Here is a 23,815-nt window from a genome sequence, read left to right as displayed (position 1 = left end):
CAGGGGTTCCAGATGACGTCTCCCGCGCTCCTGACACAGCCCTCCCCCGGAGATCTCGACTCTCCCTTGCTGGAGATCGGGCTCGACCTGACGATCTATGCGGAACGCCTGTCGGTGCCGGAATGGGAGGCGGTTCTCGACATCTACCGAAAATACGCGCCGGCAGACGTCTGGACGAAGGTCAAGGCTTCGCCCGATATCGGCTTCAAATTGCTACCGGCCGGCGACTACATTGACGCTCCGCTTTCGGACGAGGCGGTCTTTCCGTTCCTGCGCCGTATCCGCCATCGAACCGTCCGGGGGTGGCGGACGGAATTTCGCGTCTGGGACGGGAAGCTCTCGCAAAGCTGGAGCGCTTGCATCTACCGCCTGGCACACCAGGCAGATCAACCGGAGCATGTCTTCTACCGGTTTCTCTTTCCTTGGGACACGGCGCCGGCCCTGGTGGCAAGCCTGGCCAACGAATTGGGAAAACAGATCAACTATCTATCCGGCCATGCCGGATTTTGTCACCTGTACGACCCCTACTTCAAGGGGACCGCTTTCGCCCAGATTTTCCCGTGGGCGAAACGTTACTGGGCCGTCGACGTCGAGGATTTGAACGCAGCCTTGCCGTCTATGCACAATGGCATGAAAGCGATCTCCTGGCTCACGTTCATCGGCGCCAAGTTCCTGGCCGATCCGAAGCTCGAGGCTCAGCGACAGTCCTTGAAGATCCCAGGCACAGTGCTTAAGCCCTGTGGGTCCGGTGCACTCCTTCAACTTGGGGAGAAACCCATCCTGGGTGACCGGCACCGCCTTGAGCCCGAATTGGCCTCCTATTTCGCAGCCGGGGTTCTCCTCGATCCTGTCTTGTTGACCGAAATCACTGAATTCGAAGGACCGTTCGCAGAGAAGGGATGCACGGTGGCCTGGATCCATCGTTTTGCTGCACCGAATGCCTGGACGTCTGCATAGCACCCTTGCAATCACGACGGCGCTACAGCCGTGAAAGTGAACCGCTCCGAGCAGCTTCAGTCAGCCAAGAAGAGCAGCCGCGCTTGCCCACGTCATCACCCTGTCCGCCACAGGCACATTAGGGCCAAAATCGCCGAAATAGTCCTCGAACGCCTGACCTATTTCCGCTGGGTCGAGTGTCAAGAGATCCGCATCGCGGGCCTCTGGAAAAAGCTCCAGCAATGCGCCGCCCGCCGCCACGGCAAGCGCCGGGCTGCGCATCTGGTGAATGAGCCAGTTCAAGACAGTGCGGTCGCCCAGCATACCAGCGCCACGCACCGCAAGCGGCGCGGTGTCGGGTGATTTCAGCAGCCCGCCCATAAAGGCACGGACATCCTTGTCGGGCCCGATCTTCACCATGGCGCGCAAGGCGGTCAGCGCGTCAGGCCCGTTTGCCAGGACCTGCTTTTGCAGTACGGGCCGTGCCTGAACGGCGTAGCCGAGTTCGGCGAGCGCCCAGGCGCTCCAGAGCCGCACCGGCTCGTCTCGGGATTCCAATGCTGCGACGACCTCGCGTGCTAGGTCGGCGCGCTTTAGCTTGCCGACAAGGCGCAGGCTGGCGGCGCGCACGCGCATATCCGGATCGCGTATGAGCCGGGTCAGAAGATCCTTTGGATCGACGCCATGGTCCAGGCATGCGGAAACCGCAAGATAGCGCTTGAACTCATCCTTGGACGCTATCCACCTGCGCACCAGCGGTCCAATCGCTTTGGCCTCGTGCCATGCGAGCGCGCCGACCAACCCGCGTGCCTCGTCCTCCCGCGTCCTGCCCAACTCGACAGCTTCGAGAATGCGTCCCCCATCCCTCTGCTCGATTGCCACCCAGCCATAGAGGAACAGTTCGCCCTTCTCGGGAAAGTCCTCATAGGCAGCGATGAGAAATGGCCAGACAGCCGGACCAGCGATGCGCAAGGCGTCGAGATTAGCCTCCAGTCGCCGATCAATGCCCGCGATGACCTTCTTGTCCGGTGGTTCCTGCGCCGCCAGCATGTCGCGCTGCGCCCAGAAGAACGCCGCCTGCTCCACGTGCTGGCGCACAATATTGGGGAGAATCTGCTCCTGCACCCTGATATCCGGTTGGTTCAATCTCGCAGCGGCCATCATCTCATTGTCAATTCAGACTGATCGACCCGCCGCGCATACGGTTGGCCTCGCTTGCATGGCTGGCGACATACGTGCCGCGGATGGTGATGCGGCCATCCGCCTCCATCAGGATCGTGGCCTTGCCGCAGCGGAGTTCGAGCCGCTCCTCGGCGTGGATGCGCACACGCTCGCCGTCGCGAAAGACCTGAGCCCCGGACGACTTCTTGGTGGGCTCGACTATGCGGCCGACGATCAGCGGCTTTTGCGGGTTGCCATCCTCGAACAGCAGCGCGACCTCCTGCCCGATCATGTCAGAGCTCAACGCGGCCAAACTGCGTGCCGGCAACGCCGTCTCCTTCGGATTGCCGGGGAAAACGACCAGCGGCCCTTCGTCATCAAAGCCAAGAAACTGGCCAATGACGACACCTTTGATGCGATCACGAACCCTTGCCATGCGTCCTCCTAATTCTCAGCAATCTTCGAGCCCTTCATGGTGATGTCACCCGATGCCTTGATGACGATCTTGCCCGATCCCTTCACCGAGATGTCCTTGCCCTCGATTGCGATCGAGCCATCCTTCTTCATCATGATCTTGGCCGATCCGGTCTGGATCAGGATCTCGTCGCCGGCGTCGATCACCAGCTTCTTGCCGACCTTGATGGAGCAGTTGTCGGTGATGCTGATCGAGCTTGCCTTGCCCACGGCGAGCGAATGCGCACCGCCGACACTCGTGGAATCGTCGGCAGCGATGCTGGCGTTGCGTGCCGCGCCGATGCTGAAGGTCTGGCTGCTGCCGGTTGTGACGCTCTGATCGGCGGCGATGCTGACGGTTTGACCCGCGCCGATCTGCCAGCTGTCGGCCGCACCTATGCTGTGAGACTGCGCCGCACCCACCGTCACCGCGCGCGAGGCGCCGATCGTGTTGCTCTGCACCTCACCCACGGTTCGGGTCTCGGATGCTCCGACAGAATCGACTCGCGCCGCACCCACTGTGATGGTCTGAACGATCGCCACGGTCTGCGTGTGGTTGGCGCCGATCGTCTCCGTCGAGTTCGACCCTATGTTGATCGTCTCATCGACCCCGACCGTCAGCGACCGGTTCTTGCCCACCGTCTCGGTGTCGTTCGACCCGATATTGGTAGTCTGGTCGACGCCGACTTTGACCGTCTTGTTGTTGCCGACGTCCTCGTCGAGGTTGTGGCCGACGGAGTGCTTGGCGTCGTGGTCGATTCGGTCGGACTGGTCGTGCTGGACCAGCTTCTTGCGATCATTCTTGATCAGAAGGTGATGGTCCTTCTGCGCCTGGAAATTGACCAGTTCGGAGCCGGCCTTGTCCTCGAACATCAGCTCGTTGTAGCCGCCACCGCCCTTCGACGAGTTGGATTTCCAGCCCGACTGCGTGGCGTTGCCGGGCAGTCCGTAGGGCGGCATCTGCGAGGCGTTGTAGACCCGGCCGGTGATGATCGGCAGATCCGGATTGCCTTCGATGAAATCGACGATCACTTCCTGGCCGATGCGGGGAATCTGGATGAAGCCCCAGCCGCTGCCGGCCCAGGTCTGCGACACGCGCACGAAGCAAGAGCTCTTCTGGTCCTTCTTGCCTAGGCGGTCCCAGTGGAACTGCACCTTCACCCTGGCGTATTTGTCGGTGAAGATCTCCTCGCCGGACGGACCGACGACCGTCGCCGTCTGCGGCCCGCGCATGATCGGCCGCGCCGTGATCCTTGGCGGCCGATAAGGCACTGAAGTCGGCGCTACGCCGAGCACGACCTTGAAATTCTCGCCATCGGTGTCGACGCCGGCGCGGTAGCCCGGATCGAACAGCCGGTATTCGGCGCTGACCACCAGATACTCCTTGTTCTGGTCTTTGCGCGGAAAGCCGTCGAGCTTGAAGGTGCAGCCGGAGAACAGGCCGCGCACGGTGCCGACGGCGGCAATGCGCATATGCGGCGCCTGGATTTCCTCGCGCCTGATCGCCGCCAGGCTGTCGCCGCGGCCGACGTCCAGATGCGCGCCGGGGTGGCGATAGTTCTCGCCTGCGGCCTGCTTGTGGCCGAAGGGCTGCGCCGACTTCGCCATCAGGTCAGCGGCTGGCTTCTCGAAATCATAGTCGGTGTGGGCATAGGCGCCCGGGCGCACCGCGCTGCCTGGAATCCACTCGGTGATGTATTCGACGTCGCGGCGCGAGCCCTGTCCTTCGAACTGATAGAGCACGGTCTCATAGCCCGGCGCCGGCTTCAGCTTGCTCATGGCGTCGGCCAGAATCAGTTTGTGCTCGCCCTCGGCGTGCTCGAAGAAGTACATTATGCCTTCGTGCTCGAGCAGCCGCTGGACGAAATCGAGGTCGCTCTCGTCGTATTGCACGCAATATTCGCGCGGCGGATAGGATCCCTGCAGGCGCTTTTCGAACTTGGCGATGCCGCCATATTTGGAGAAAATCTCCTCAACGATCTCGACGGCGGTCTTGTCCTGGAAAATGCGGCAGTCGGTGGTGTTGCCGAGGAACCACAGCCACGGCCTGACAATCGCCTCGTAATAGGCCAACCGGTCTTCGATGCGGGTGAGGCGAAACTCGGCGATGAGGCCGCTGAACCAGCGCTTGGGGTCGGACTCGCCTTCGATCGAGACGACGCCGCCCAGCATCTTCAGCGGATCGATATCCGCATTGGTGCTGACAAATCCCACGGTGTAGGCAAGGCAGCGGCTGATCTCGTCGCGGCCGACGAGATGCGTGAAGGTCAACAGCTCGGCGCCGACCGGCGTCTGCACAAGTGCGGCGCGTTGTTCACTCGGCATGGGTCGTGCCCCTCCTGGACGCTAGTGTGGCAGGTTCGAAGCCCTTCTTGTGTTAACGACCTCACGTTCAGGGACTTTTCGCAATTTGCCAACCCAGGCCGTGTTGAGCCTACCACATATTCCGTGGCAGACCAAAGGGGACGAGCAGCTGGCAGGCCCTGTTTGCGCCGCTTTCGCCCGTGTGAAACGCCGCTCTCCCGCTGTGCCCGCAAGCTGCTAGACTGCGTCGCATCGGATCAATGGGAACCCCAGCGGTCGACAGGCCATATTGCATGTTCATCAGTCTGCAGATCAGCAATGTCGATGTCCTGCCTGCCGGGCTGCCGCTCGGTTACGCATCGCGCGACCGCGGCTTCGAGATCGGGCGCGAGCACTGCGCCTGGACCTTGCCCGATCCGGACAAATTCATCTCCGGCCGGCACTGCGAAATCCGCTATGAAGGCGGCGCTTTTTTTCTCTACGACGTCTCGCGCAACGGCACCTTCGTCAACGGCTCGAGCCAGCGCCTGGCCGGCCCGCACCGGCTTGCGCAAGGCGACCGGCTCCGGATCGGGCGCTATATCGTCTCGGTTTCGATCGATGACGGCAACGCGGCCTTCGGCGGCCATGGCTCGACGCAACGGCAGATGCCGGTCGCCGGATCCTTTCCGGACCATGTCGCTGCGCCACGGTCACCACCCGCGCCACCGGCTTCGGTCTCCAGCCGGCCACAGCAAGCCGACGAGATCCTGCGCGCGATTGCCATCGGCGCCGGAATCCCGCCGGAAGTGCTTCTGCAGCGCCAGCCGAATGAGGTGGCAGGCGAGATCGGCGCCGTATTGCGGATCGTCGTCGACGAACTGGTGCTGCTGTTGAAGGCGCGCGCTGCGGCGAAAGTCCTGGCCAAGACCAGCGATCGCACGATGATCAACGCCGCCGACAACAACCCGCTGAAGTTCGTGCCCGGGACCGACGAAATCCTCGACATCATGTTCGCGCGCCGCAGGGCAGGCTATCTCGATGCCAGGCACAGCATCGAAGACGCCTTCCACGACCTCAAGACGCATGAGTTCGCCACCTTCGCCGCCATGCAGGCAGCGCTGGCGCGGCTGCTCGACGATTTGTCGCCCGAGGCGATCGCCAAGAAACTGCCGCCATCTTCCTTTGCCTCGAAGAAGACGCGCGCCTGGGATGCGCTGGTCGCGACCTGGCGAGCCAAGGAGGAAGCCCACGAAAACGGCCTCCTGGACATATTCCTCACCTATTTCAGCGAAGCCTATGCCAAGGCCGCCAAACAGAAACCGACAGGCAAGAGCTGACCTCCCTGCCGTAAAGCCGATCCAGGGACCGGCCGGCGACCAAAATTGCGCCAGGTTTCAATCGGAACCTTCTGAGACTACAATCACATACGACAATTGAGCACGCGGGTACGGTTGGTCGACCTCGGGGGTCTGCGGCGAATGTCATGTCACGGCGAGATAGCGTCCTGCGGTCCGCGTTCGCGCGGGCGCAGCGCTATGCGTCGCCTGGCCGTGCGGGCGTAGAGGCGGGGATCGGCGATGAGCTCGAAGGACGATCCTTTCGATCCGGCCGGCAAAACCGTCATCCGCCCCAGCCGCGCCAATCCCGGCCGCAAGCAAAAGACGGTTCTCGCCCGCGATGCGCCGGCGCCCGACAGCACCGTGATCGCCCCTGCCAGCATCCCGGAATCGACGGTTTTCGATCCCAACGCCGGCCGCCAGCCGCCACCGCACGCCGACGTAACCGGGACGGTGATCTATCAAGGCGTGCCTTTCGCCGCAGCGCCCGCCGATCCGTCGTTTCATGGTTCGGCCGGGACGGCGGGGAAAACGCCGTGGGATGTGTTGCTCGGCGCCAGCGACGGCGTCGACTATGGAACGGCCAACCCGATCGTTGCTGCCGCGGCGCCCTTGCTGATGCTGCTTGGGCACCTGCGGCTGGTGGCCGTCGAAAGACAGGCTGAGCCGCTGGCGGCGCATGTCGCCGGCCTGATCGAGGAGTTCGACCGCAAGATCGCCAGGACCGATACCTCGGAAGAGGATGCGCGCATCGCCAGCTATGTGCTTTGCGAAACCGCCGACGATATCATCGCCAACCTGCCCAGCTCCGGCCGGGAGATGTGGGCACAGCACGCCATGCTGTCACGCTTCTTCCAGGTCAAACCCACCGGCGCCGGTTTCTTCCAGGCGCTGAACACAGTGCTGGCGACGCCGGAACCGCATCGCAATCTGATCGAACTGATGCATGTCTGCCTGTCGCTTGGTTTCGAAGGCCAGTATCGCGGCCAGCCGCGCGAGGGCCTGGAGCGTGTCCGCCGCGACGTCTACGAAACGCTGGCCTATTTCCGCGTCCCCGGTGACGACGACATCTCGCCGCGCTGGCAAGGCCTGTCGCTGACGTCAGCGCAAGGCTCCAGGCGAATTCCGCTGTGGGCCATCGCCGCCGCGACGGCGGCGGTTTTGACAGCAGCCTTTTTCACGCTGCGGGTTCTCATCACCAATGATGGCGAGGCCGTTGCCGGCGAATTGCTGGCGCTCAATCCGGCGACGCCCGTCACCATCGAGCGCGCTGGCTTCGTGCCGCTGACGGAGGAGGTGAAAGTCGTCGCAGCACCAACGACGATTGCGCAGGTCGACCGCATCCGCGCCGCGCTGGGCAAGGAGATCGAAGCCGGCGGCGTCAGCGTCGGCACCAAGGGCGATTTCATCGTCGTGGAAATCAGCAGCGCACTGCTGTTCCAGTCCGGACGAGCCGACGTCAAACCAGAATTCGAGCCGGTGGCGATCAGTATTGCGGCGGCTCTCAATGCCGAGCGCGGGCCGATCCGGATCGTCGGCCACACCGACAACGTCAAACCGAAGAAGACGAGCGCCTTCAAGTCGAATTTTGACCTCTCCGTCGCCCGCGCGCAATCGGTCGAAAAGATGATCGCCGCGCATTTCAGCGATCCAACGCGGACAAAGGTCGAGGGCAAGGGCGAGGACGAGCCCATCGCCGACAATGCAACGCCGGAGGGCCGCGCCAAAAACCGCCGTGTCGATGTGATGATCCCGCGGGAGGAGACGCTGTGACCGGTTGGCTGCTGCGCATCTTCAGCACGCTCGCGCTGGCCGGCTTTGCCGCGACGGTCTGGTTCGCGGGCCCGTTGATCCGCTTTACCGGCGCCCGGCCGCTGGACCCGGTCTGGCTGCGGGCGGTGATCATTGGCGCCGTCGTCGGTACGGTGGCGATCATCTACGCGATCCGGCTCTGGCAAAGACGCAACGCACAGAAGGCGCTGGAAGCCGCCATGGCCGCCGCCGAGGATGACGGCAGCGATGCAAAGGTGCTGGAAGCCCGCATGAGCGAGGCGGTTGCGACGCTCAGGCAGTCGAGCGGCAAGCGCAACTTCCTCTACGACCTGCCCTGGTACATCGTCATCGGCCCGCCGGGCGCCGGCAAGACCACCGCACTGGTCAATTCCGGGCTGAACTTTCCGCTTGCCGGGTCGGGCCAGGCGCAGCCTGTGGCAGGGGTCGGCGGCACGCGCAATTGCGACTGGTGGTTCACCGACGAGGCGGTGCTGATCGACACGGCCGGGCGCTATACGACGCAGGATTCACATGCTGGGACAGACAGCAAAAGCTGGCTCGCCTTCCTGTCGCTGCTCAAGCGGCATCGGGCGCGGCAGCCGATCAATGGCGTCATCCTGGCGATCAGTCTCGCCGACCTGATGGCGGACGGCGAGCAGGCGGCCCGTGTCGCCGAGATCCGCAGCCGATTGCAGGAAATCCACGCGGTCCTGAAGGTCCGCTTCCCGGTCTATGTGCTGTTCACCAAGGCGGACCTGGTCTCCGGATTCATGGAGACTTTCGGCGGTTTCGACGAAGCACGCCGGCGCAAAGTGTGGGGCGCAACCTTCCAGACCGCGGAGCGCGGCCTGAACATGGTCGGCGAGACGCCGGCCGAATTCGACGCGCTGGTGAAGCGCCTGAGCGAGGAGATGAGCGACCGGCTGCAGGCGGAGACCGATCCCGTCGCCCGTATCGCCATTTTCGGCTTCGCTGCGCAACTCGGCGCGCTGAAAGGCCGGATTTTGCATTTCCTCGACGGCGTATTTGAGCCGACGCGCAAGCAGCTGAACGCGCCCTTGCGCGGTCTCTATTTTTCCTCCGGCACCCAGGAAGGCACACCGATCGACCAACTGCTCGGCAGCATCGGCCGCAGTTTCGGCAAGAACGCCCAGGCGCATCTTTCCGGCACCGGCAAAAGCTTCTTCCTGCACGATCTGTTGAGCCGCGTGATTTTCGCGGAGTCCGGCTGGGTCTCCTATGACAGGGCAGCCGACAGGCGGGCGACCATCGCCCGCTATGCCGGCCTGGCGGCGATCGCGGCCATAGCGGCTGCCGGACTTGGCGTTCTCGGCCTGAGCTTTACGACCAACAAATCGCTGATTGCCGCGACCAGCCAGGCGGCCGGTCAATACCGCGAGACGGCAGCCCCGCTGCTCGCAAGCACAACGGTGTCGGACGCCGACCTCGAAACCGTCATCGGTGCGCTCGATGCGCTGCGCAGCCTGCCGGCCGGCTATGACGCAAAAGACCAGCCGACGCCGGCCAAGGCGACGTTCGGCCTCAGCCAGCGTGAGCGTATCCTGTCCGCCTCCGAGACCGCCTACCGGCAGGGGCTGGAGCGGATGTTCCGCTCGCGCCTGCTGTTCCAGCTCGAACGCACGATCGAGGCCAGGATGGCCGATCCGATGGCGTTGTACGAGCCGTTGAAGATCTACCTGATGCTGGGCGGCAAGGCGCCGAAAGTGGACGACGAACTGGTCGTCACCTGGCTTAAGCGGGACTGGGAACAGAACCGCTACCCCGGCGCCCACAATCGCGACGGGCGGGCGCAATTGGAGAAGCATTTGCGCGCCATGCTGGCACTCGACGACGACCAGGATCCCTCGTTCGAGCTCAACCGTTCACTGGTCGAATCCGCCCAGCGCTCGCTCGGCCGCATGAGCCTTGCCGACCGCGCCACCGCGCTCATCCAGTCGGCCACCTATGCGGCGGCGCTGGACGATTTTTCGGTGTCGCAGCAGGCCGGCCCAGAAGCGCCGGTGCTGTTCGAGCGCAATGACGGAAACGATCTCGCCGGCCTTCGCGTCCCCGGTCTCTACACACATGCCGGCTTCGACTTCTATCTGGCGCAGCTCGCCAAGGTGGCGCAGGCGCTGGTCGACGATCAATGGGTGATCGGCAGCGGCGGAGAGCAAGGCGGCTTCGACCAGGAGTTACTCAAGCTCGGCCCCGAGCTTCTCGATCGCTACGGCAAGGGTTTTGCGGCGGCGTGGAACGAGGTTCTCGACAGGTTGAAGTTCAAGGCGATGGCCGCCGACAAACCGCAATATCTGGCGCTGTCCGCGGCCGGCTCGCCGAGCTCGCCGCTGATGCTGCTGTTCGAGGCGATCGCGCGCGAAACGGCTTTGACGCAGGAGCGCAATCCGGCTGCGTCTCAAGACAGCGATCAGGAAGCCGCCGCGCGCGCCAAGGGGCTCGCCCGCATCGGTATCGAGCTTGCCGCGCGCAAATCGCAAAGCCGGGCCGGGACCGCCTTTGTGAGCACGCAGAGCCAGGATCCGGGCGCCAACATCGAAGCCCAGTTCCGGTCCGTTCAGGCTTTGGTGGCCGGCGCACCCGGCCAGCGCCCGCTCGACGCCCTGACCCAGAACTTTCGCGAAATCTATCAAAGCGTGCGGCTGGCGGCTGATGTCCCCGCGCAGACGGACCAGGCCAACGCCAATCTGCAGCTTCAGATATCGACGCTGCGCGCCAATGCCTCGCGGCTGCCGAAGGCGCTGGCCAGGATGGTGAGCGCGGCGGCGGATGATTTCGAGGGCACTGTCGCCGAAACATCGACCACGCATCTCAATGAAATGCTGGAAGAGACCGTCGGCCGTCCGTGCGAAGAGGTGATTGCCGGGCGCTTTCCATTCGCCCCTGCCGGCACCGACGATGTCGCAATGGCTGATTTTGCCAGACTGTTTTCTCCGGGCGGGGTTCTCGACCGGTTCTTCGCGCAGAACCTGGCGTCGCTGGTCGACATGAGCGGCCAGGACTGGGACTGGAAACAGGACACCAAGTTCGGCCGCAATCTGGCAAAATCGACGCTCAGGAACTTCCAGCTTGCGGCACAAATCCGCGCGGCTTTCTTTCCGCTTGGCGGGCCGGTGCCGTCGATCAACATCACCTTCACGCCGCTGTCGCTGCATGGCGATGCCGACATGGCGCTGCTCAACATCGATGGCCAGGTGCTGCAGGCCACCCAGGCCGGCAACACGCCGGGCCTGATTCCGTGGCCGGGCAAGACCGGCTCGGCCAGTCTCAGCCTGACGCCAGAGCTGCCGGGACGCGAGTCCGCAATCAAGTTCGACGGACCCTGGGCGTTGAAACGATTGCTGGACAAGGGACAGGTCACCGCCAATGGCGACAGTCTCGAAGCGCATTTCGTCATCGGCGGGCGCGATGTCGCCTACACGATCAAGACCGGGGAGGACGGCAACCCATTCACGCTGCCGGCGCTCTCCGCGTTCAGCTGTCCCAAGGCCTTCTGATGGGGAATTGCATGGCAGAATCGGCGATCGCGGCGCGAAGAGACAGCGGCGGCACCACACCGTCCGTCATCAGCAGCTTAGATTTCGATACTCTAATGGATGGGGCTGTGGCAGACTGGTCAGCTACGTCAGCCAAGGCGTTGCGGAGGGTAGGCAAGTGAGCGGTGCCGCCTTTGAGAGCTACGGCGTGAGCCACAAGGGCTGCGTGCGCGACCACAATGAAGACAGCTATCTCGTCGAGCCGCAGATCGGTCTCTGGGTCGTGGCCGACGGCATGGGCGGGCATGAAGCCGGAGAGGTCGCCTCGGCGAGCATTGTCGAGCATCTGGCAACGATCGGCATCGCCAGCTCGGCGCCGGATCTGCGCGCGCGCTTCGAGGACCGGCTAAGCCGGGCCCACGCTGAGATCCGGCGGATTTCTCGCTCGCGCGGCGTGACCATCGGCTCCACCGTTGCGGCACTTCTGGCCATGGACGGCAGGTTCGCCTGCCTGTGGTCGGGCGACAGTCGCGTCTATCTCGTGCGCGATGGCGCGATCTCGCAGATTTCGCGCGACCACACCGAGGTTCAGGAGCTGCTGGACAGCGGCGCGATCAGTGCGGCCGAGGCGGAGAACTGGCCCCGACGCAACGTCATCACGCGCGCCATCGGCGTCAACGACGAGATCGCCATCGACTTCCAGCAAGGCGAGACGCTGGCGGGCGACATTTTCATCCTGAGCACTGACGGGCTGACGGCGCATGTCAGCGATGCGGAGATAGCGACAGCAGCACTGTCTGCAGCGCCACAGGCTGCCTGCGAAAAGCTCCTGGCAATGGTGCTTGAGCGCGGCGGCACCGACAACGTCACCATCGTGCTGGTCAAGATCAGAGACAAAGGCAATGGCCTGTCCCAAGCAGGAGGCCACGACCGATGAGCTCCGACGACAAGACGCGGCTGTTGCCCAATATGGCGGATACCAGCGTCGGCACTCAGCTCAGCGGCATCTACGAGCTCGACGAACGCATCGCCTCCGGTGGCATGGGCGAGGTCTATCGCGGCCACAACATCCAGACGGGCGATCATGTCGCGATCAAGATCGTGCTGCCGGAATTCGCCCGCGACCAGACGATCCTGTCGCTGTTTCGCAAGGAAGCCTCGATCCTCAACCATTTGTCGCATGACGCTGTCGTGCGCTATCACGTCTTCACCATCGATCCCGGTATAGGGCGGCCTTATCTGGCGATGGAATTCGTCGACGGCCAGTCGCTGTACGACGTCATGCGCGGCGGCGCGATGGCGACGCAGGATGTGCGCAAGCTGTGCCACCGGCTGGCATCGGGCTTGAGCGCAGTGCACCAGGCCGGCGCCATCCACCGCGATCTTTCGCCCGACAACATCATCCTGCCGGGCGGCCGGGTCGATCGCGCCAAGATCATCGATTTCGGCATTGCGCGATCGGCGACGGTCGGCGGCGAGACGCTGATCGGCGGCAAGTTCGCCGGAAAATACAACTATGTCTCCCCAGAGCAGCTCGGGCTCTATGGCGGCGAGGTCAGCGAACAGTCCGACATCTACAGCCTGGGGCTGGTGCTGGCGGCGGCGCTGCTCGGCAAGCCGATCGACATGGGCGGCTCGCAATATGAGATCGTCGAAAAACGGCGGACCGTGCCTGATCTCTCCGGCATCGATGCCGATTTCAGGGACATCGTCGAAGCGATGCTGCAGCCTGACCCGAGTGATCGACCGGCCAGCATGGCCGAAATCGCCCGGTTGACGCGCGATGACAGCGACGCCACCTTGCCGCCAGCCTCGCTTGCGCCCCGGCCGGGTCTGACGCGAACCGGGCAGACCACCGGGCCGGTCTCGAAGGTCGAGGACTCGCAGACACAAGGGCTCAGTGCGGTCCCCGCAAGCGGCACGGCAGAGCCATCCTTCGTGCCGCACGTGCGGCCAGCGCTTCTGTCGCAACCGAAGCCGGCAGCTGAAATTCCCAGGCGAGCAAGCTCACCGACGAAGCCTGCTACTACAGGCCGAAGCCGGACGATCGCGGCGCTGGCGGCGGTTGTCGTGGCATCGCTGGGAGGACTCTATGCATCGGGCATCCTGGGTTTCGGAGACCGGCCTCGCGCCATCGATACCGGCAAGACACCGCCGCTCCAACCCGAGCTGACCAAGCCGATCGTCGCGGACAAGCCCGCTCCGGACACTGCGCCGGTGGAAGAGCCAAAGCCGCAACCCGCAGAAACTCCGGCTGAAGATCAAGCCAAAGCGCCGGTCGCGCCGCAGCCGACGCCGCCGGTCGCGTCGAGCACTGCGGCCCCGCAGCCAGCCGAACCAAGCGACAAGACGGTCTCGTTGCAACCGCCTTCCAACCCGACGCAGCCCGATGTCGCGAAGAATCCCGAGCCTGTCAGCCCGCCGGTAGAGACCAAGGCAACAGAGCCGACCACGCAAACACCTGAACCAACGGCCGAGGCACCCAAACCCGTAGCACCGACGCCGGAACCCACCGCTCAAGCCCCCAAACCCGAGGCGCAGGCGCCTGAACCGACCGCGCAGGCGCCCAAGCCCGACACGCAGGCGAAAGAGCCGACCGTGGAAGCGCCGCAATCCAAGCCGGCAGAGCCCGACATTGCCATGAATGTGCCCAAACCGGAGGTGCCGCGGCCGGCCGATGCGGCCGCGGAGCGGGTCACCTGGGTGCGCGCCTTCAATGGTGGTGACTGTTTTTACGCGACTGTGACATCGGCCACCGACAAGGGTGTCGCGATTGAAGGCTTCGGCACGTCGGTGCCGCCGTTCGAACAGTTGCTTGGGGAATTCCAGGCCAAGTTCCATGTCGAGCCCGACATCAGCGTCCGCCTCATCCAGCCGACGCAATGCGGGATCACCGACTTTCTGCGTTTCATGGGGGCAAGCGCGGCCGACAGACCGCAGCTGGTGCTCGACCAGACATCGGTGCCGGACGGTTCGCCGATCGACGGCACGTTGGTGACGCATGGCGGGCTGGTGTCCAGCGTGATCCTGATCGACCACAGGGGCATCGCCTTCAACCTCGACGACCGTGTTGTCGCACAAGCCGACAAGGCGACCTTCTCGATCCCGATCGGGCTCGGCGCCGCCGACAAGGCGGTAGGCAAGGCGCTGCCGCAGATCATCATGGTGATCACCGGTCCCGACGAGATCAAGGCGGCGGACTTCTCGACGCCGACGCCGGCCTCGGTGCTGTTGCCCAGGATCCTCGACGAGATCGGCGCCAGGACCTCGGCATTTTCGGCGACCGCCAAATATTTCCGCCTCGGCGGGTAGCACGGACGCCGATGGAACGCCGTCGCCGTGATCCCATTGCCCTGAATGCGCGCGCAAACCTCGCCGCGATCGCGTTTGCGACGCTCTTGCTGGCGCTCCTTTCCGCCGGGCAGGCGCGCGCCGAATTCACCGTCTGCAACCAGACGCTCGACGTCGTCAATCTTGCCGTCGGCCAGAAGGTCGACGACGCCGACCAGACCGATGGCTGGTGGACCATCGGCGCCAATCAATGCGTCAACGTCATCCGCGAGGAGCTGACCAACCGCTACATCTACATCTACGCCACGGATGTCTTCGGCCACGCCATCCTGGCAGGCTCCACCGACATGTGCATCGAGCGGCGGCGGTTCTCGATCCGCGGCATCACTGAATGCTGGCAACGCGGCCATATCGCCGCGAAATTTCTCGAAGTCGACACGCTCGAACAGGTGCGCTGGACGTTCTTCCTGACCGGAAGCGCGCCGTGACGCACAGCATCGACACCAGCTTCAAGGCAAAGAAGCAGGCGCGCGCTGCGCTGCGCAGACGCAGGATCTGGCTCGGGCTGGCGGTTGGTCTAGGGGTCGTCGTCCTTGCCGCGATCGCCACAGGCTTCTACCTCACCGCCGACTACTGGTCGTTTGGCGACGAGGATGAGGAGTTGCACGCCGTCGAAGGCTCGGACGACGTGCCGGCCGACGCTTCGGTCTATGTGCCGGCCATCATCGATCTGGCCGGCGACCCGATGTGGATCACGCTGGCGCCCGAGGCCGGCGCTGCAACCAAGGGCCGCGCGATGCCGCGCCCGGCGGAGCTCGACCAGGCCGGCATCTCTCCTGAGATCGAAGTCCTGTCCGACGTGATGCTCAGCGCCAGCGAAAAATTCATGACGACGATCCCGTCGACGCAGGAGGATTTCGCCTTCTTCCAGGCGCAGCGGAAGACCGCGGTTGCGCCGCCCGAACCCAGCGATCCGCAGAATGATCTGCAGAACGATCTTCAACCCTCGCCCGGCGCGGACGAGGTTCCGGCGGCTCCCGGCCCAGATCCTGATCCGCAGGCCGCTCCGGGTGCCTCGGCGGCAGCTGATGATCCCGAAGCCGGCTGGGGCGAGACCATCGATGAGGGCGAAGCGGCACTGCCTGCCTTTCAGAAGACGGCGGTCGAAAACAACACCAGCGTCGCCACCGTCACCTCGGAATACCAGCGCTTCGAGGCGACCGAGGACACCTTCGTGAAAATCCTCAACGACCGCAGCCTGGACAGCGTTGCGCTCGATGCACATTTTTCCGCCGAAGACGCAAAGCTTGCCGGCGAAGCGCTGAAGGCGCTGTTCGACATGGACGGCCTGCAGCCCGGCTATGTCGTGGCGATGCGCGGCTTCAGGCCGACGCGCGAGACCACGACGATGTCGCTGATGCAGGTCTCGGTCTACGCCAAGAATGTCTTTGTCGGCACGCTGACACGCAACGCGGCCGGCGCTTTCGTGTCGGGTGTCGACCCCTGGGTGCGCGAGGACCTGTTCAACTATTCGGGCGCCGAGACCGAAGGCACGCAGAAACGGCAATACCGCCTGCTCGACGCGATCTATTCGACGGCGGCGCGCAACAATGTGCCGAGCGGCATCATCGGCGAGGCCATCATGTATCTGTCGCGCGGACAGGATCTGGACGCCTTTGCCAGCGAGGACCAGCGCCTGGTGCTGATCTATTCGCAAACGCCGCGCGGCAAGAACGAGACCGACGGACGGGTGCTCTATGTCGGCGTGCAAGGCACACAAAAGAACCTCGACTGTTTCGTCTTCCAGCAGAGTGATGGCCAGTTTTCCTGCGTCTCGGGCGACGACCAGGTGCACTCGCTGACGGTGGCCAACGGCATGGTGACGCCGGTCAGCGGCGTCATGACGTCGACCTTCGGGCCGCGCAAGCATCCGATCCTGGGCGTGGTCCGCATCCACAAGGGCGTCGACTGGGCGGCACCTGTCGGCACGCCGATCGCCGCCGCCTTCGATGGCGAGATCATCTTCCAGGGCGACGGCGGCGGTTACGGCAATGTGGTCAAGATCGCGCATGCCGGCGGCCGCGAGACGCGCTATGCGCATATGTCGAAATTCGCCATCGCCAGCGGCGTCGGCACCAAGGTGAAGGCCGGCGACATCATCGGTTATATCGGCACCACCGGCCTGTCGACCGGGCCGCATCTGCATTTCGAACTCTATCAGGGCGGCGAGGCAATCGATCCGCTGGGCACCGCGACCGCCGCGATCGCCGCCACATCCAGCGATCCCGCCGTCGAAACGCTGACCGACCGCATCGTTCATGTCGAATCGGGCGGCAGCGCGCGGGCGAAGAACCCGCTGTCTTCGGCAACCGGCGCCGGCCAGTTCATATCCAAGACCTGGATCCGGATGATGAACACCTACCGTCCCGAACTGGCGCGCTCGCTGTCGACCGCCGACCTTTTGGCGCTGCGCTACGACGCCACCATCTCGCGCGAGATGGTGCGCAATCTGGCGCGAGAGGGCGAGGCCTATCTCAAGGCGCGCGGCCACCAGATCACCGCCGGCCGGCTCTATCTCTGCCATTTCCTCGGCATGGAAGGCGCCCATCAGGTGCTGGCGTCGCCGGGATCGGCGCAACTGAGCGCGGTGCTCGGCTCGGCGGTCATCCAGGCCAACCCTTTCCTCACCGGCAAAACCGCCAGCTACGTCGTCGACTGGGCGGAACGGAAGATGGGCCGCAAATTGCCCACGCCCGCGACGACCGATGCAGGCCAGACGACAACGACGGAAGTCCGCCAGACATCGCCGGAGTTCGAAAAATACAAGCAGGCCATCACGGCGTTGGTGGGTTCGCTTCAGAACAGCCTTGAGCCGGGCTAGCCGCAGGTCAGTGCGCAGCCGCCCCGGTTTCCGCCAGGCCGATTGGTTTTGAGGCCGGCGGATGGTATATTAGCGGGCATTTAGAAAGCTTTTTTGGGTCCGTCGTGAACCAAAACTGTGGTTGGGATCACATACGCCCAAGAGCCATTTTGGCAGAAGCGACTGTGTCGCTGGTGAAATTTAGCATGCGCAGACATCCATAGTGCGCCCCTGTGGGGCGGAGGGCTGATCCATGAAAGCGTTTGCCGTCCTTTTGAGCGGATTTTTTCTGTTAATGCTGACCGCGCTTGGCACCGTCCAGGCTGCAGCGCCGGATGCCGGCGCACCAGGCGCCAAACGCGTCGCGCTGGTCATCGGCAACAGCAAATACGTCCATGCCGTCGAGTTGCCCAATCCGGCCAATGATGCGCGCCTCATCGCATCGACGCTGCGCAATGCCGGCTTCGAGGTGATCGAGGGTGTCGACCAGGATAATGCCGGCATGCACGGCCTGATCAGCAAATTCACCGAGCAGTCCTACGATGCCGACCTGGCCGTCATTTTCTATGCCGGCCACGGCATGCAGGTCGACGGCAAGAACTTTTTGATCCCGGTCGACGCCGAGCTGACATCGCCTGCCTATCTCAAGACCCGCACCATCCAGATCGACGACTTCATGGCCGCGTTGCCGCCCGACCCGGCGGTCGGTGTCATCATCCTCGATGCCTGCCGCGACAATCCGCTGGCTCGGACGCTGGCGGCCGCGATGCCGAAGACCCGCTCCACCGCGCTGGGTACGGGTCTCGCGCCGATCGATCCGAAATCGGAAGGCGTCGGCACCGGCGGCATCCTGATTGCCTATGCCACCGACCCGGGCGCCATCGCCTTTGACGGCAACGGCGTCGACAGCCCCTACTCCACCGCGCTCGCCAGACATCTGACCGAACCGGGCGTCGAGATCCAGAGTGCGCTGACCCGGGTGCGTGGCGAAGTGGCCGAGACCACCCAAGGCCGCCAGCGGCCATGGCACAACGCATCGCTGGGCCGCGAGGTCTTCCTTGGAAAACCAGCAGCTGAAGCCGCGGCCAAGCCGGCCGCCGATGCAGCCGGCGCCGCGGCAGCAGCCGCACCCGCCCTGGTCGTTGGTGAACCTCCGTCCTGGGAAGTCGAGCAGCGCCTGTGGGACGAGGCATCGAAGCGCAACACCGCGCCGTTTTACGAAGCCTATCTTGAAAAGTTCCCGAACGGCCGCTTCGCCACGGTGGCGCGGCTGAACATCGACGCGCTGAAGGATCCGCAAGCCCAGGAACGCGAAGTAGCCGCGCTTGATGCTGCCGAAGCGAACCCCGGATCTGCCGTGCGCACCTCGGTCGGCATTTCGGACGACATGAAGAAGGTGCTCGGCACCGCGGAGACAGAGAACGCCATCGGTCTCGACCGCCAGGGCCGCATCGACCTGCAATTGCGCATCGAAGCGCTGGGCAACGAGCTTGGCCGCGTCGACGGCAACATCGGCGCCAAGACCCGGCAAGCGATCGGCGACTGGCAAGAGGAGAACGGGCTGCCCCCGACCACTTTCCTGACGCGTGAGCAGCTGGCGTTCCTGGAGATCCAGACCGACCCGATGATGGAGGCGGTGCGCGCCAAGCATGAGGCCGACCAGGCCGGCGTGGACAAGCCGAAGAAGCAGGTGCAGAAGGCCCGCACGCTGAGGCCGGTGGCGGAGAAACCGCGCAAGAAGCAGTACGCCCAGAAACCGCGCAGACAACAGCAATTCGTGCAGAAAAGGCGCAACCGCGAGATCGTGCGCGAGGATGAACCGCCACCGCGGGACAACAATGATTTCCTGACCAAGGCGCTGATCTTCGGCACCGGCGTAGCGGTCGGCGGCGTGCTCAAGAACTGATCGATCACGTCAAACAACAAAAACGCCGCGTGTCCACTGGACGCGCGGCGTTGTGTTTAGTCACGGCCGAAAGACGCAGCCAGCGAAGCTACTGCGCCTTGATCCGCATCTCGACCCGGCGGTTGACGGGAGCGTAGGGGTCGGGATTGCGCGGATTGGCCTCGCCCAGCCCGACCGCCGTGATGCGGGTGGACGCGATGCCGTTGGATTCCAGGAAAGCCGTCACCGATTGCGCCCTGCGCTGCGACAGGCCCTCATTGTAGGTCGCCGAGCCGGACGCGTCGGTATAGCCTTCGACGACGAAGGACAGCTTGCTCAGCCGATCGTCCCTCAGCGCCTTGGCGAACTCGCCGAGTTCGCTGCGCGCCTTGGCGTCGAGCTCGGACGAATCCAGGCTGAAATTGATCAGCATATCGAGGCTGGCCTTCTCCGACGGCTTATCTTTCTGGCCGGTCTTGCTCTTGCACTCATCCTCGGTGCCGACGCAAATCCCGCGCGCCGCGCCATGATCGATCGCGCCGGCAAAAAACTTCACAATGTCTTCCGATTTCTGAAGTGGGTCGGCATAAGCGTGCGTCGAGAAAAGCACGGCCGCCAACACTAAGACTGAACTGCCCCGCTGCATGACGGTTACTCCTGCTCTGACTCATTGTTTCGTCGCAATTCCGGACGGAAAGCCGCTTCTTCCTGGAATTGCTCTGAGCTTCCGATGTCACCAAAGCCCGATCCGTCGGACCAAGACGGTCAGGCTCCATGTTCCGTTCGACCCAAATCTTCTCCGAAAGCCGGCTTCGCCTTTTTTCGGATCGGAGGGTCTGTTTGTGGAATATACCAAAGCGCGGCGCGTTTGTCTGTGAACAACGTCATGGACATGTGGTGGTCGACAGGCTTGACCCGCGGCTCGCAGGCGAGTTGAGTGAGAGCTGGGAGGACAACAGCGGCGATGGTCAACGGGCTTCAATTCCAGACCGCACGCGATCTCTTCGCCGCCAACACTGCTGTCGCCCAGGATATGACGGCTGTTCCCACCGACCAGCCCTCGCTCGAGTTCTGCCGCCGCCTGATGGCCGGCCGCATCCCCGAGGAAGCGATCACCTTTTGCGCCTATCTCCTGCCCGACCGGGCAGCGATCTGGTGGGGCCATGAGTGCCTTGATCATCTGACCGAGCTGCTCGAGGAGCAGGATCTCGAAACGCTGGCGCTGATCCAGGACTGGGTCGGCGAACCCGCCAATGCAAGCCGCCGGGCGGCTGTCGCCGAGGCGGCGATGGCGCGGCAGCAAACCCCTGCCGGCTGGATCGCGCTGGCGGTACAACGGCATGTCAATGGCTCGGCGGATCAGGCCAACGGGTCGAGGTTACGGCCGCTGCCCGCTGCCCATGCCGTCAATGCCGGCATTCTGGCCGGACTGGCGCGGGTTGCGGTGGCGGATCGTTTCTCGGTGCTCACCGCCTTTGTCGAAATGGGCATCCATCTGGCCGAAACCGAAGCGCTGCGCAGAGCCTGATTGCTCTCACTTGCGCAATCACGAGCGTCCCGGTGGTGTCCGTCGAACGCGCAGAGAACGCACGGGTTTCCTATATAGCCTTGGCTATATTAGAATATTAGCAACTTCTTGACAACCGGCCAAAGCTCTGGTTTCCTGACATATTAAACAAAGTTCGTTGCGTTATTTACGGACGGTGTTCGCATGTCGACCCTGGTTGCAGCGGACCCGCGGGGGGTCTATCTCGCCGGTCTTGAGTGGGTTTTGCAGAGAGCGGGACACAGCGTTGTCGCAGAATGCCACCACACGATTGAGGTTCTCCCCTTGGTGGAGCGCCACCGGCCTGATCTTGTCATCATAGGGTTGGATGTTGCGGACCGGCAGGCGGCCGGTCTTTCCGCAAGGCTGAGGGCCACCAGCAGCCCTTTGGGCATCATCTACATCCTGCAGCCAAACGGCGGATTCGACTTCAACGAAATCCCGGGGCTCGATGCCGACGGCCTGCTGATGGACGGCATCAGCCACAGCTACCTTGTCGAATGCGTCAATGCGGTGGCAGCCGGCCGGAAGTGGGTCGACAACTACATCCTCCAGCATCTGCTGACGCCGAGATCGCTGCCTCAGCACGCGCCAAAGCTTACTGGACGCGAGACGGAAGTCGCCGGCCTTGTTTCACGCGGCCTGCGCAACAAGATCATCGCGCAGCGGCTGCATGTATCCGAAGGCACGGTGAAGATGCACCTGCATCACGTCTACGAGAAGCTCCGCCTCGGCAGCAGGGCGGAACTCGCCTGGATGGCGCATGGCAAAGGCGCTGACCATTCAGGAACAGATCTGATCTGACCCGTTTCGACAGGTCCTGGACCTGACCCCGGCTGCGGCTGGCGCGCGTTTCTCATGCCCCTCGCCCCGTGATCTCGAAGCGGCCGAACCGCAGCGTCTGCGGCAGCCGGCGTACCCCGGATATATATCGTTCGATCAGGCGGGCATTCACCGAAAAACTATCCAACCGCGAATGGACGCGCCTCCTCTTCGACGGGACAATAGGGATCAAGGGCCGCAATTCAGTGCACGATCTTCCGTTGGAATGGGTGCCTTCAGGAATCGATCTTTGGCTTGGGGATGCACTTCGGCGGGGCTGTTTCAGCGGCCATTCATACGATTGGGGGAACAGGTGTCGATCACCTTCATTCTCAACGACGAGGTCCTCAACGACCAGGCCGCCAGGGCGCAAACCGGCGACGGCGGCAGCTTTGTCGACACCGATATGGCGTACTTCCAATCAGCAGGGCGAGACGACAGCCTTCAGCTTGCCGGAGCGCCCTCCGGCAGCACCCTTCATCACGTTCGGCAATCCAAACTCCACCATTCGCGGCACCTTTGAGAGGAAAAGACAATGGCACTGACCATCAATGTTTTCGGAAGCACGAAAATCGACGAAACGACTGGCTTGCAGGATAATGACGTCGCGCTGGCCGACGTGCCGTCGAATGTCTCGACCGCGTTCACCAACGCGGGACTCAACCTCGGGAGCGCAATTCAAATCGCAGGCGGCGGGGGCGATGATCTCAGCGTCACGCCTGACTCGGGTTTCACCGTCAATGGCCTCGGCTTCGTCGACGCGACCAACGGTGCGCTCGACGGGGATGCCAGCGGGCTTTTCACCCTCGAGGGCAGGCAGATCTTCCTCTACACCGACCCCAATAACGACAACGTCGTCCTCGGCAGGGAGGGCACCGTCGGGGGGGTGGCAAATCCAACCGGCGACATAGTGTTTGCGGTCTATCTCGAAGAGACCACGACCAATTCATTGATCACGGGCGGCAAGTTCTGGACCGTGCTCTTCGAGCCGCTGAAGCACACGGACAACAACAATCACGATTTCACTGTCAATCTCGACAACCACCTCAAGGTCGCGGCGACCCAGACAACGACCTTCTCTTTCGACAATGCGCCATCGGGCGCCAACGAGTTCATGATGTTCGGCAACAACCCCGCGGGCGTCAGCACCAGCGGCATCGTGGTGACCGGGCGCGCCCCCGACCCGAACACCGAGGACAATGACCATTCAGGCGACACGGTCAGCAGCAGCCAGGCCGGACCCCACGCGACGGTTGGCGTGAACGGCCAGCATCTCGCGCCGGGCAATGGCATGAATTTCACCTTCGTGAATAATCCGGCTGAAGATTTCACGGTAGCCCCAAACCCCGATCCGCACTTGCCCGAAGGTCTCAACGCAACGGAGGCCGACCACGAAGGCAATATCCAGTTCACCGGCTATACCACAGGTGTCACCTCGGCCTCGTTCACGGTCGCTCAGGTCAATCCGACCGGTAACGCCGTCACAGTCAAGATTTCCGCCTTCAATGACCACAACGGCGTGGCCGAAACAGGTACAAATTTCGTCGAGGGATTTGCGGATGACGATCCGGTCAACATCACCCAGGTCAAGGTTAATGGCGTTATCGTCCCTGCTAACCTCAGCGGCGATACGGCGGTCGTCTCGGGTATCGTGAATGGGGATGTTGTCACCTACACCACCACCAGCGCCCACACTCGGGTGCTGATCGAAAACGTCCAGCCCCTGAAGGGACCGGGTTCGAACATCACCCTCGACATCGGCGGATTCACGATCTTGAGCAGCCAGGCCGCGAGCGAGTTTGCCGGCACGCAGATCCAATTCGACGATGACGGGCCGACAATCACGGCCGTGACGAGCGGCACGGCGTCGGTGCGCCACGACGAGACCGCCGGGGTGCAGGCCGACACCGACGTCGACGGCACAGTGATCGCCTTCGGCGCGACAACCGTCGCGAGCCTGTTCACCAACGT

The 23,815-nt window shown here is 63.5% G+C and carries 17 protein-coding genes; 13 read left to right on the top strand and 4 right to left on the bottom strand.

What is annotated here, in order from left to right; translation table 11 throughout:
- The first annotated feature begins 12 nt into the window (after positions 1–12).
- A complete protein-coding gene (locus JQK88_RS26370; protein WP_203279935.1) occupies positions 13–957 on the top strand; it encodes a type VI immunity family protein in 945 nt (314 codons plus the stop codon).
- A 60-nt stretch (positions 958–1,017) separates the two neighbouring features.
- On the opposite strand, the gene JQK88_RS37025 is transcribed toward JQK88_RS26370, so the two are convergent.
- From JQK88_RS37025 to JQK88_RS26355, 3 genes are read right to left on the bottom strand one after another with little or no spacing between them, the layout of a single operon-like run.
- Entirely contained in the window at positions 1,018–2,061 is a 1,044-nt protein-coding gene (locus tag JQK88_RS37025; protein WP_312037327.1) for a HEAT repeat domain-containing protein, read from the bottom strand.
- A gap of 46 nt (positions 2,062–2,107) precedes the next feature.
- A complete protein-coding gene (locus JQK88_RS26360) occupies positions 2,108–2,533 on the bottom strand; it encodes a DUF6484 domain-containing protein (RefSeq protein WP_192255989.1) in 426 nt (141 codons plus the stop codon).
- Between the two features lie 8 nt (positions 2,534–2,541).
- Positions 2,542–4,875: a type VI secretion system Vgr family protein gene (locus tag JQK88_RS26355; RefSeq protein ID WP_203279934.1), complete on the bottom strand. Its 2,334-nt coding sequence runs from the start codon at positions 4,873–4,875 to the stop codon at positions 2,542–2,544.
- A 272-nt stretch (positions 4,876–5,147) separates the two neighbouring features.
- Here JQK88_RS26355 and tagH point away from each other — a divergent pair, with 272 nt between their 5' ends.
- From tagH to JQK88_RS26315, 8 genes are all read left to right on the top strand, one after another.
- On the top strand, positions 5,148–6,173 hold the full coding sequence (gene tagH / locus JQK88_RS26350; RefSeq protein ID WP_203279933.1) for a type VI secretion system-associated FHA domain protein TagH: 1,026 nt from the start codon (positions 5,148–5,150) through the stop codon (positions 6,171–6,173).
- A gap of 240 nt (positions 6,174–6,413) precedes the next feature.
- The gene (gene tssL, locus JQK88_RS26345; protein ID WP_203279932.1) at positions 6,414–7,946 is read left to right on the top strand and encodes a type VI secretion system protein TssL, long form; all 1,533 of its coding nucleotides are present in this window, start codon (positions 6,414–6,416) and stop codon (positions 7,944–7,946) included.
- Complete coding sequence (gene tssM / locus JQK88_RS26340) at positions 7,943–11,461, top strand: type VI secretion system membrane subunit TssM (protein WP_203279931.1); 3,519 nt, start codon at positions 7,943–7,945, stop codon at positions 11,459–11,461. The genes tssL and tssM overlap by 4 nt, the downstream gene beginning before the upstream one ends.
- Positions 11,462–11,618: 157 nt before the next feature.
- On the top strand, positions 11,619–12,377 hold the full coding sequence (locus tag JQK88_RS26335; protein WP_312037326.1) for a PP2C family protein-serine/threonine phosphatase: 759 nt from the start codon (positions 11,619–11,621) through the stop codon (positions 12,375–12,377).
- Complete coding sequence (locus JQK88_RS26330; RefSeq protein ID WP_203279930.1) at positions 12,374–14,752, top strand: serine/threonine-protein kinase; 2,379 nt, start codon at positions 12,374–12,376, stop codon at positions 14,750–14,752. Before JQK88_RS26335 ends, JQK88_RS26330 begins: the two co-directional genes overlap by 4 nt.
- Before the next feature lie 11 nt (positions 14,753–14,763).
- A complete protein-coding gene (locus JQK88_RS26325) occupies positions 14,764–15,219 on the top strand; it encodes a DUF1036 domain-containing protein (protein ID WP_246750051.1) in 456 nt (151 codons plus the stop codon).
- Complete coding sequence (locus JQK88_RS26320; protein ID WP_203279929.1) at positions 15,216–17,612, top strand: M23 family metallopeptidase; 2,397 nt, start codon at positions 15,216–15,218, stop codon at positions 17,610–17,612. Before JQK88_RS26325 ends, JQK88_RS26320 begins: the two co-directional genes overlap by 4 nt.
- A 274-nt stretch (positions 17,613–17,886) precedes the next feature.
- Positions 17,887–19,497 carry a caspase family protein gene (locus JQK88_RS26315; RefSeq protein ID WP_246750050.1) on the top strand — a complete coding sequence of 537 codons (1,611 nt, stop codon included), beginning with the start codon at positions 17,887–17,889 and terminating at the stop codon, positions 19,495–19,497.
- A gap of 88 nt (positions 19,498–19,585) precedes the next feature.
- Here the strand turns inward: JQK88_RS26315 and JQK88_RS26310 are convergent, their stop codons facing one another.
- Entirely contained in the window at positions 19,586–20,122 is a 537-nt protein-coding gene (locus JQK88_RS26310) for an OmpA family protein (RefSeq protein ID WP_203279927.1), read from the bottom strand.
- Positions 20,123–20,440: 318 nt separating this feature from the next.
- Here JQK88_RS26310 and JQK88_RS26305 point away from each other — a divergent pair, with 318 nt between their 5' ends.
- The 4 genes from JQK88_RS26305 to JQK88_RS26290 form a co-directional block, all read left to right on the top strand.
- Positions 20,441–21,004: a DUF6931 family protein gene (locus JQK88_RS26305; RefSeq protein WP_203279926.1), complete on the top strand. Its 564-nt coding sequence runs from the start codon at positions 20,441–20,443 to the stop codon at positions 21,002–21,004.
- Positions 21,005–21,187: 183 nt separating this feature from the next.
- Positions 21,188–21,826 carry a LuxR C-terminal-related transcriptional regulator gene (locus JQK88_RS26300; protein ID WP_203279925.1) on the top strand — a complete coding sequence of 213 codons (639 nt, stop codon included), beginning with the start codon at positions 21,188–21,190 and terminating at the stop codon, positions 21,824–21,826.
- Between the two features lie 331 nt (positions 21,827–22,157).
- The gene (locus JQK88_RS26295; RefSeq protein WP_203279924.1) at positions 22,158–22,367 is read left to right on the top strand and encodes a hypothetical protein; all 210 of its coding nucleotides are present in this window, start codon (positions 22,158–22,160) and stop codon (positions 22,365–22,367) included.
- Between the two features lie 12 nt (positions 22,368–22,379).
- The coding region (locus JQK88_RS26290; protein WP_203279923.1) for a hypothetical protein at positions 22,380–23,815 on the top strand (1,436 nt) is incomplete at its 3' end.

This window comes from Mesorhizobium caraganae (assembly GCF_016836705.1).
Classification (GTDB): Bacteria; Pseudomonadota; Alphaproteobacteria; order Rhizobiales; family Rhizobiaceae; genus Mesorhizobium; species Mesorhizobium caraganae.
Note: the sequence above shows the minus strand (reverse complement) of the source record. Positions and strands in the feature narration are given on the sequence as shown.

Coding starts and splice junctions, on each gene's coding strand:
- JQK88_RS26370 (WP_203279935.1), top strand. CDS start 13: ATGACGTCTCCCGCGCTCCTGACACAGCCCTCCCCCGGAGATCTCGAC.
- JQK88_RS26360 (WP_192255989.1), bottom strand. CDS start 2,533: ATGGCAAGGGTTCGTGATCGCATCAAAGGTGTCGTCATTGGCCAGTTT.
- JQK88_RS26355 (WP_203279934.1), bottom strand. CDS start 4,875: ATGCCGAGTGAACAACGCGCCGCACTTGTGCAGACGCCGGTCGGCGCC.
- tagH (WP_203279933.1), top strand. CDS start 5,148: ATGTTCATCAGTCTGCAGATCAGCAATGTCGATGTCCTGCCTGCCGGG.
- tssL (WP_203279932.1), top strand. CDS start 6,414: ATGAGCTCGAAGGACGATCCTTTCGATCCGGCCGGCAAAACCGTCATC.
- JQK88_RS26330 (WP_203279930.1), top strand. CDS start 12,374: ATGAGCTCCGACGACAAGACGCGGCTGTTGCCCAATATGGCGGATACC.
- JQK88_RS26325 (WP_246750051.1), top strand. CDS start 14,764: ATGGAACGCCGTCGCCGTGATCCCATTGCCCTGAATGCGCGCGCAAAC.
- JQK88_RS26315 (WP_246750050.1), top strand. CDS start 17,887: ATGCTGACCGCGCTTGGCACCGTCCAGGCTGCAGCGCCGGATGCCGGC.
- JQK88_RS26310 (WP_203279927.1), bottom strand. CDS start 20,122: ATGCAGCGGGGCAGTTCAGTCTTAGTGTTGGCGGCCGTGCTTTTCTCG.
- JQK88_RS26305 (WP_203279926.1), top strand. CDS start 20,441: ATGGTCAACGGGCTTCAATTCCAGACCGCACGCGATCTCTTCGCCGCC.
- JQK88_RS26300 (WP_203279925.1), top strand. CDS start 21,188: ATGTCGACCCTGGTTGCAGCGGACCCGCGGGGGGTCTATCTCGCCGGT.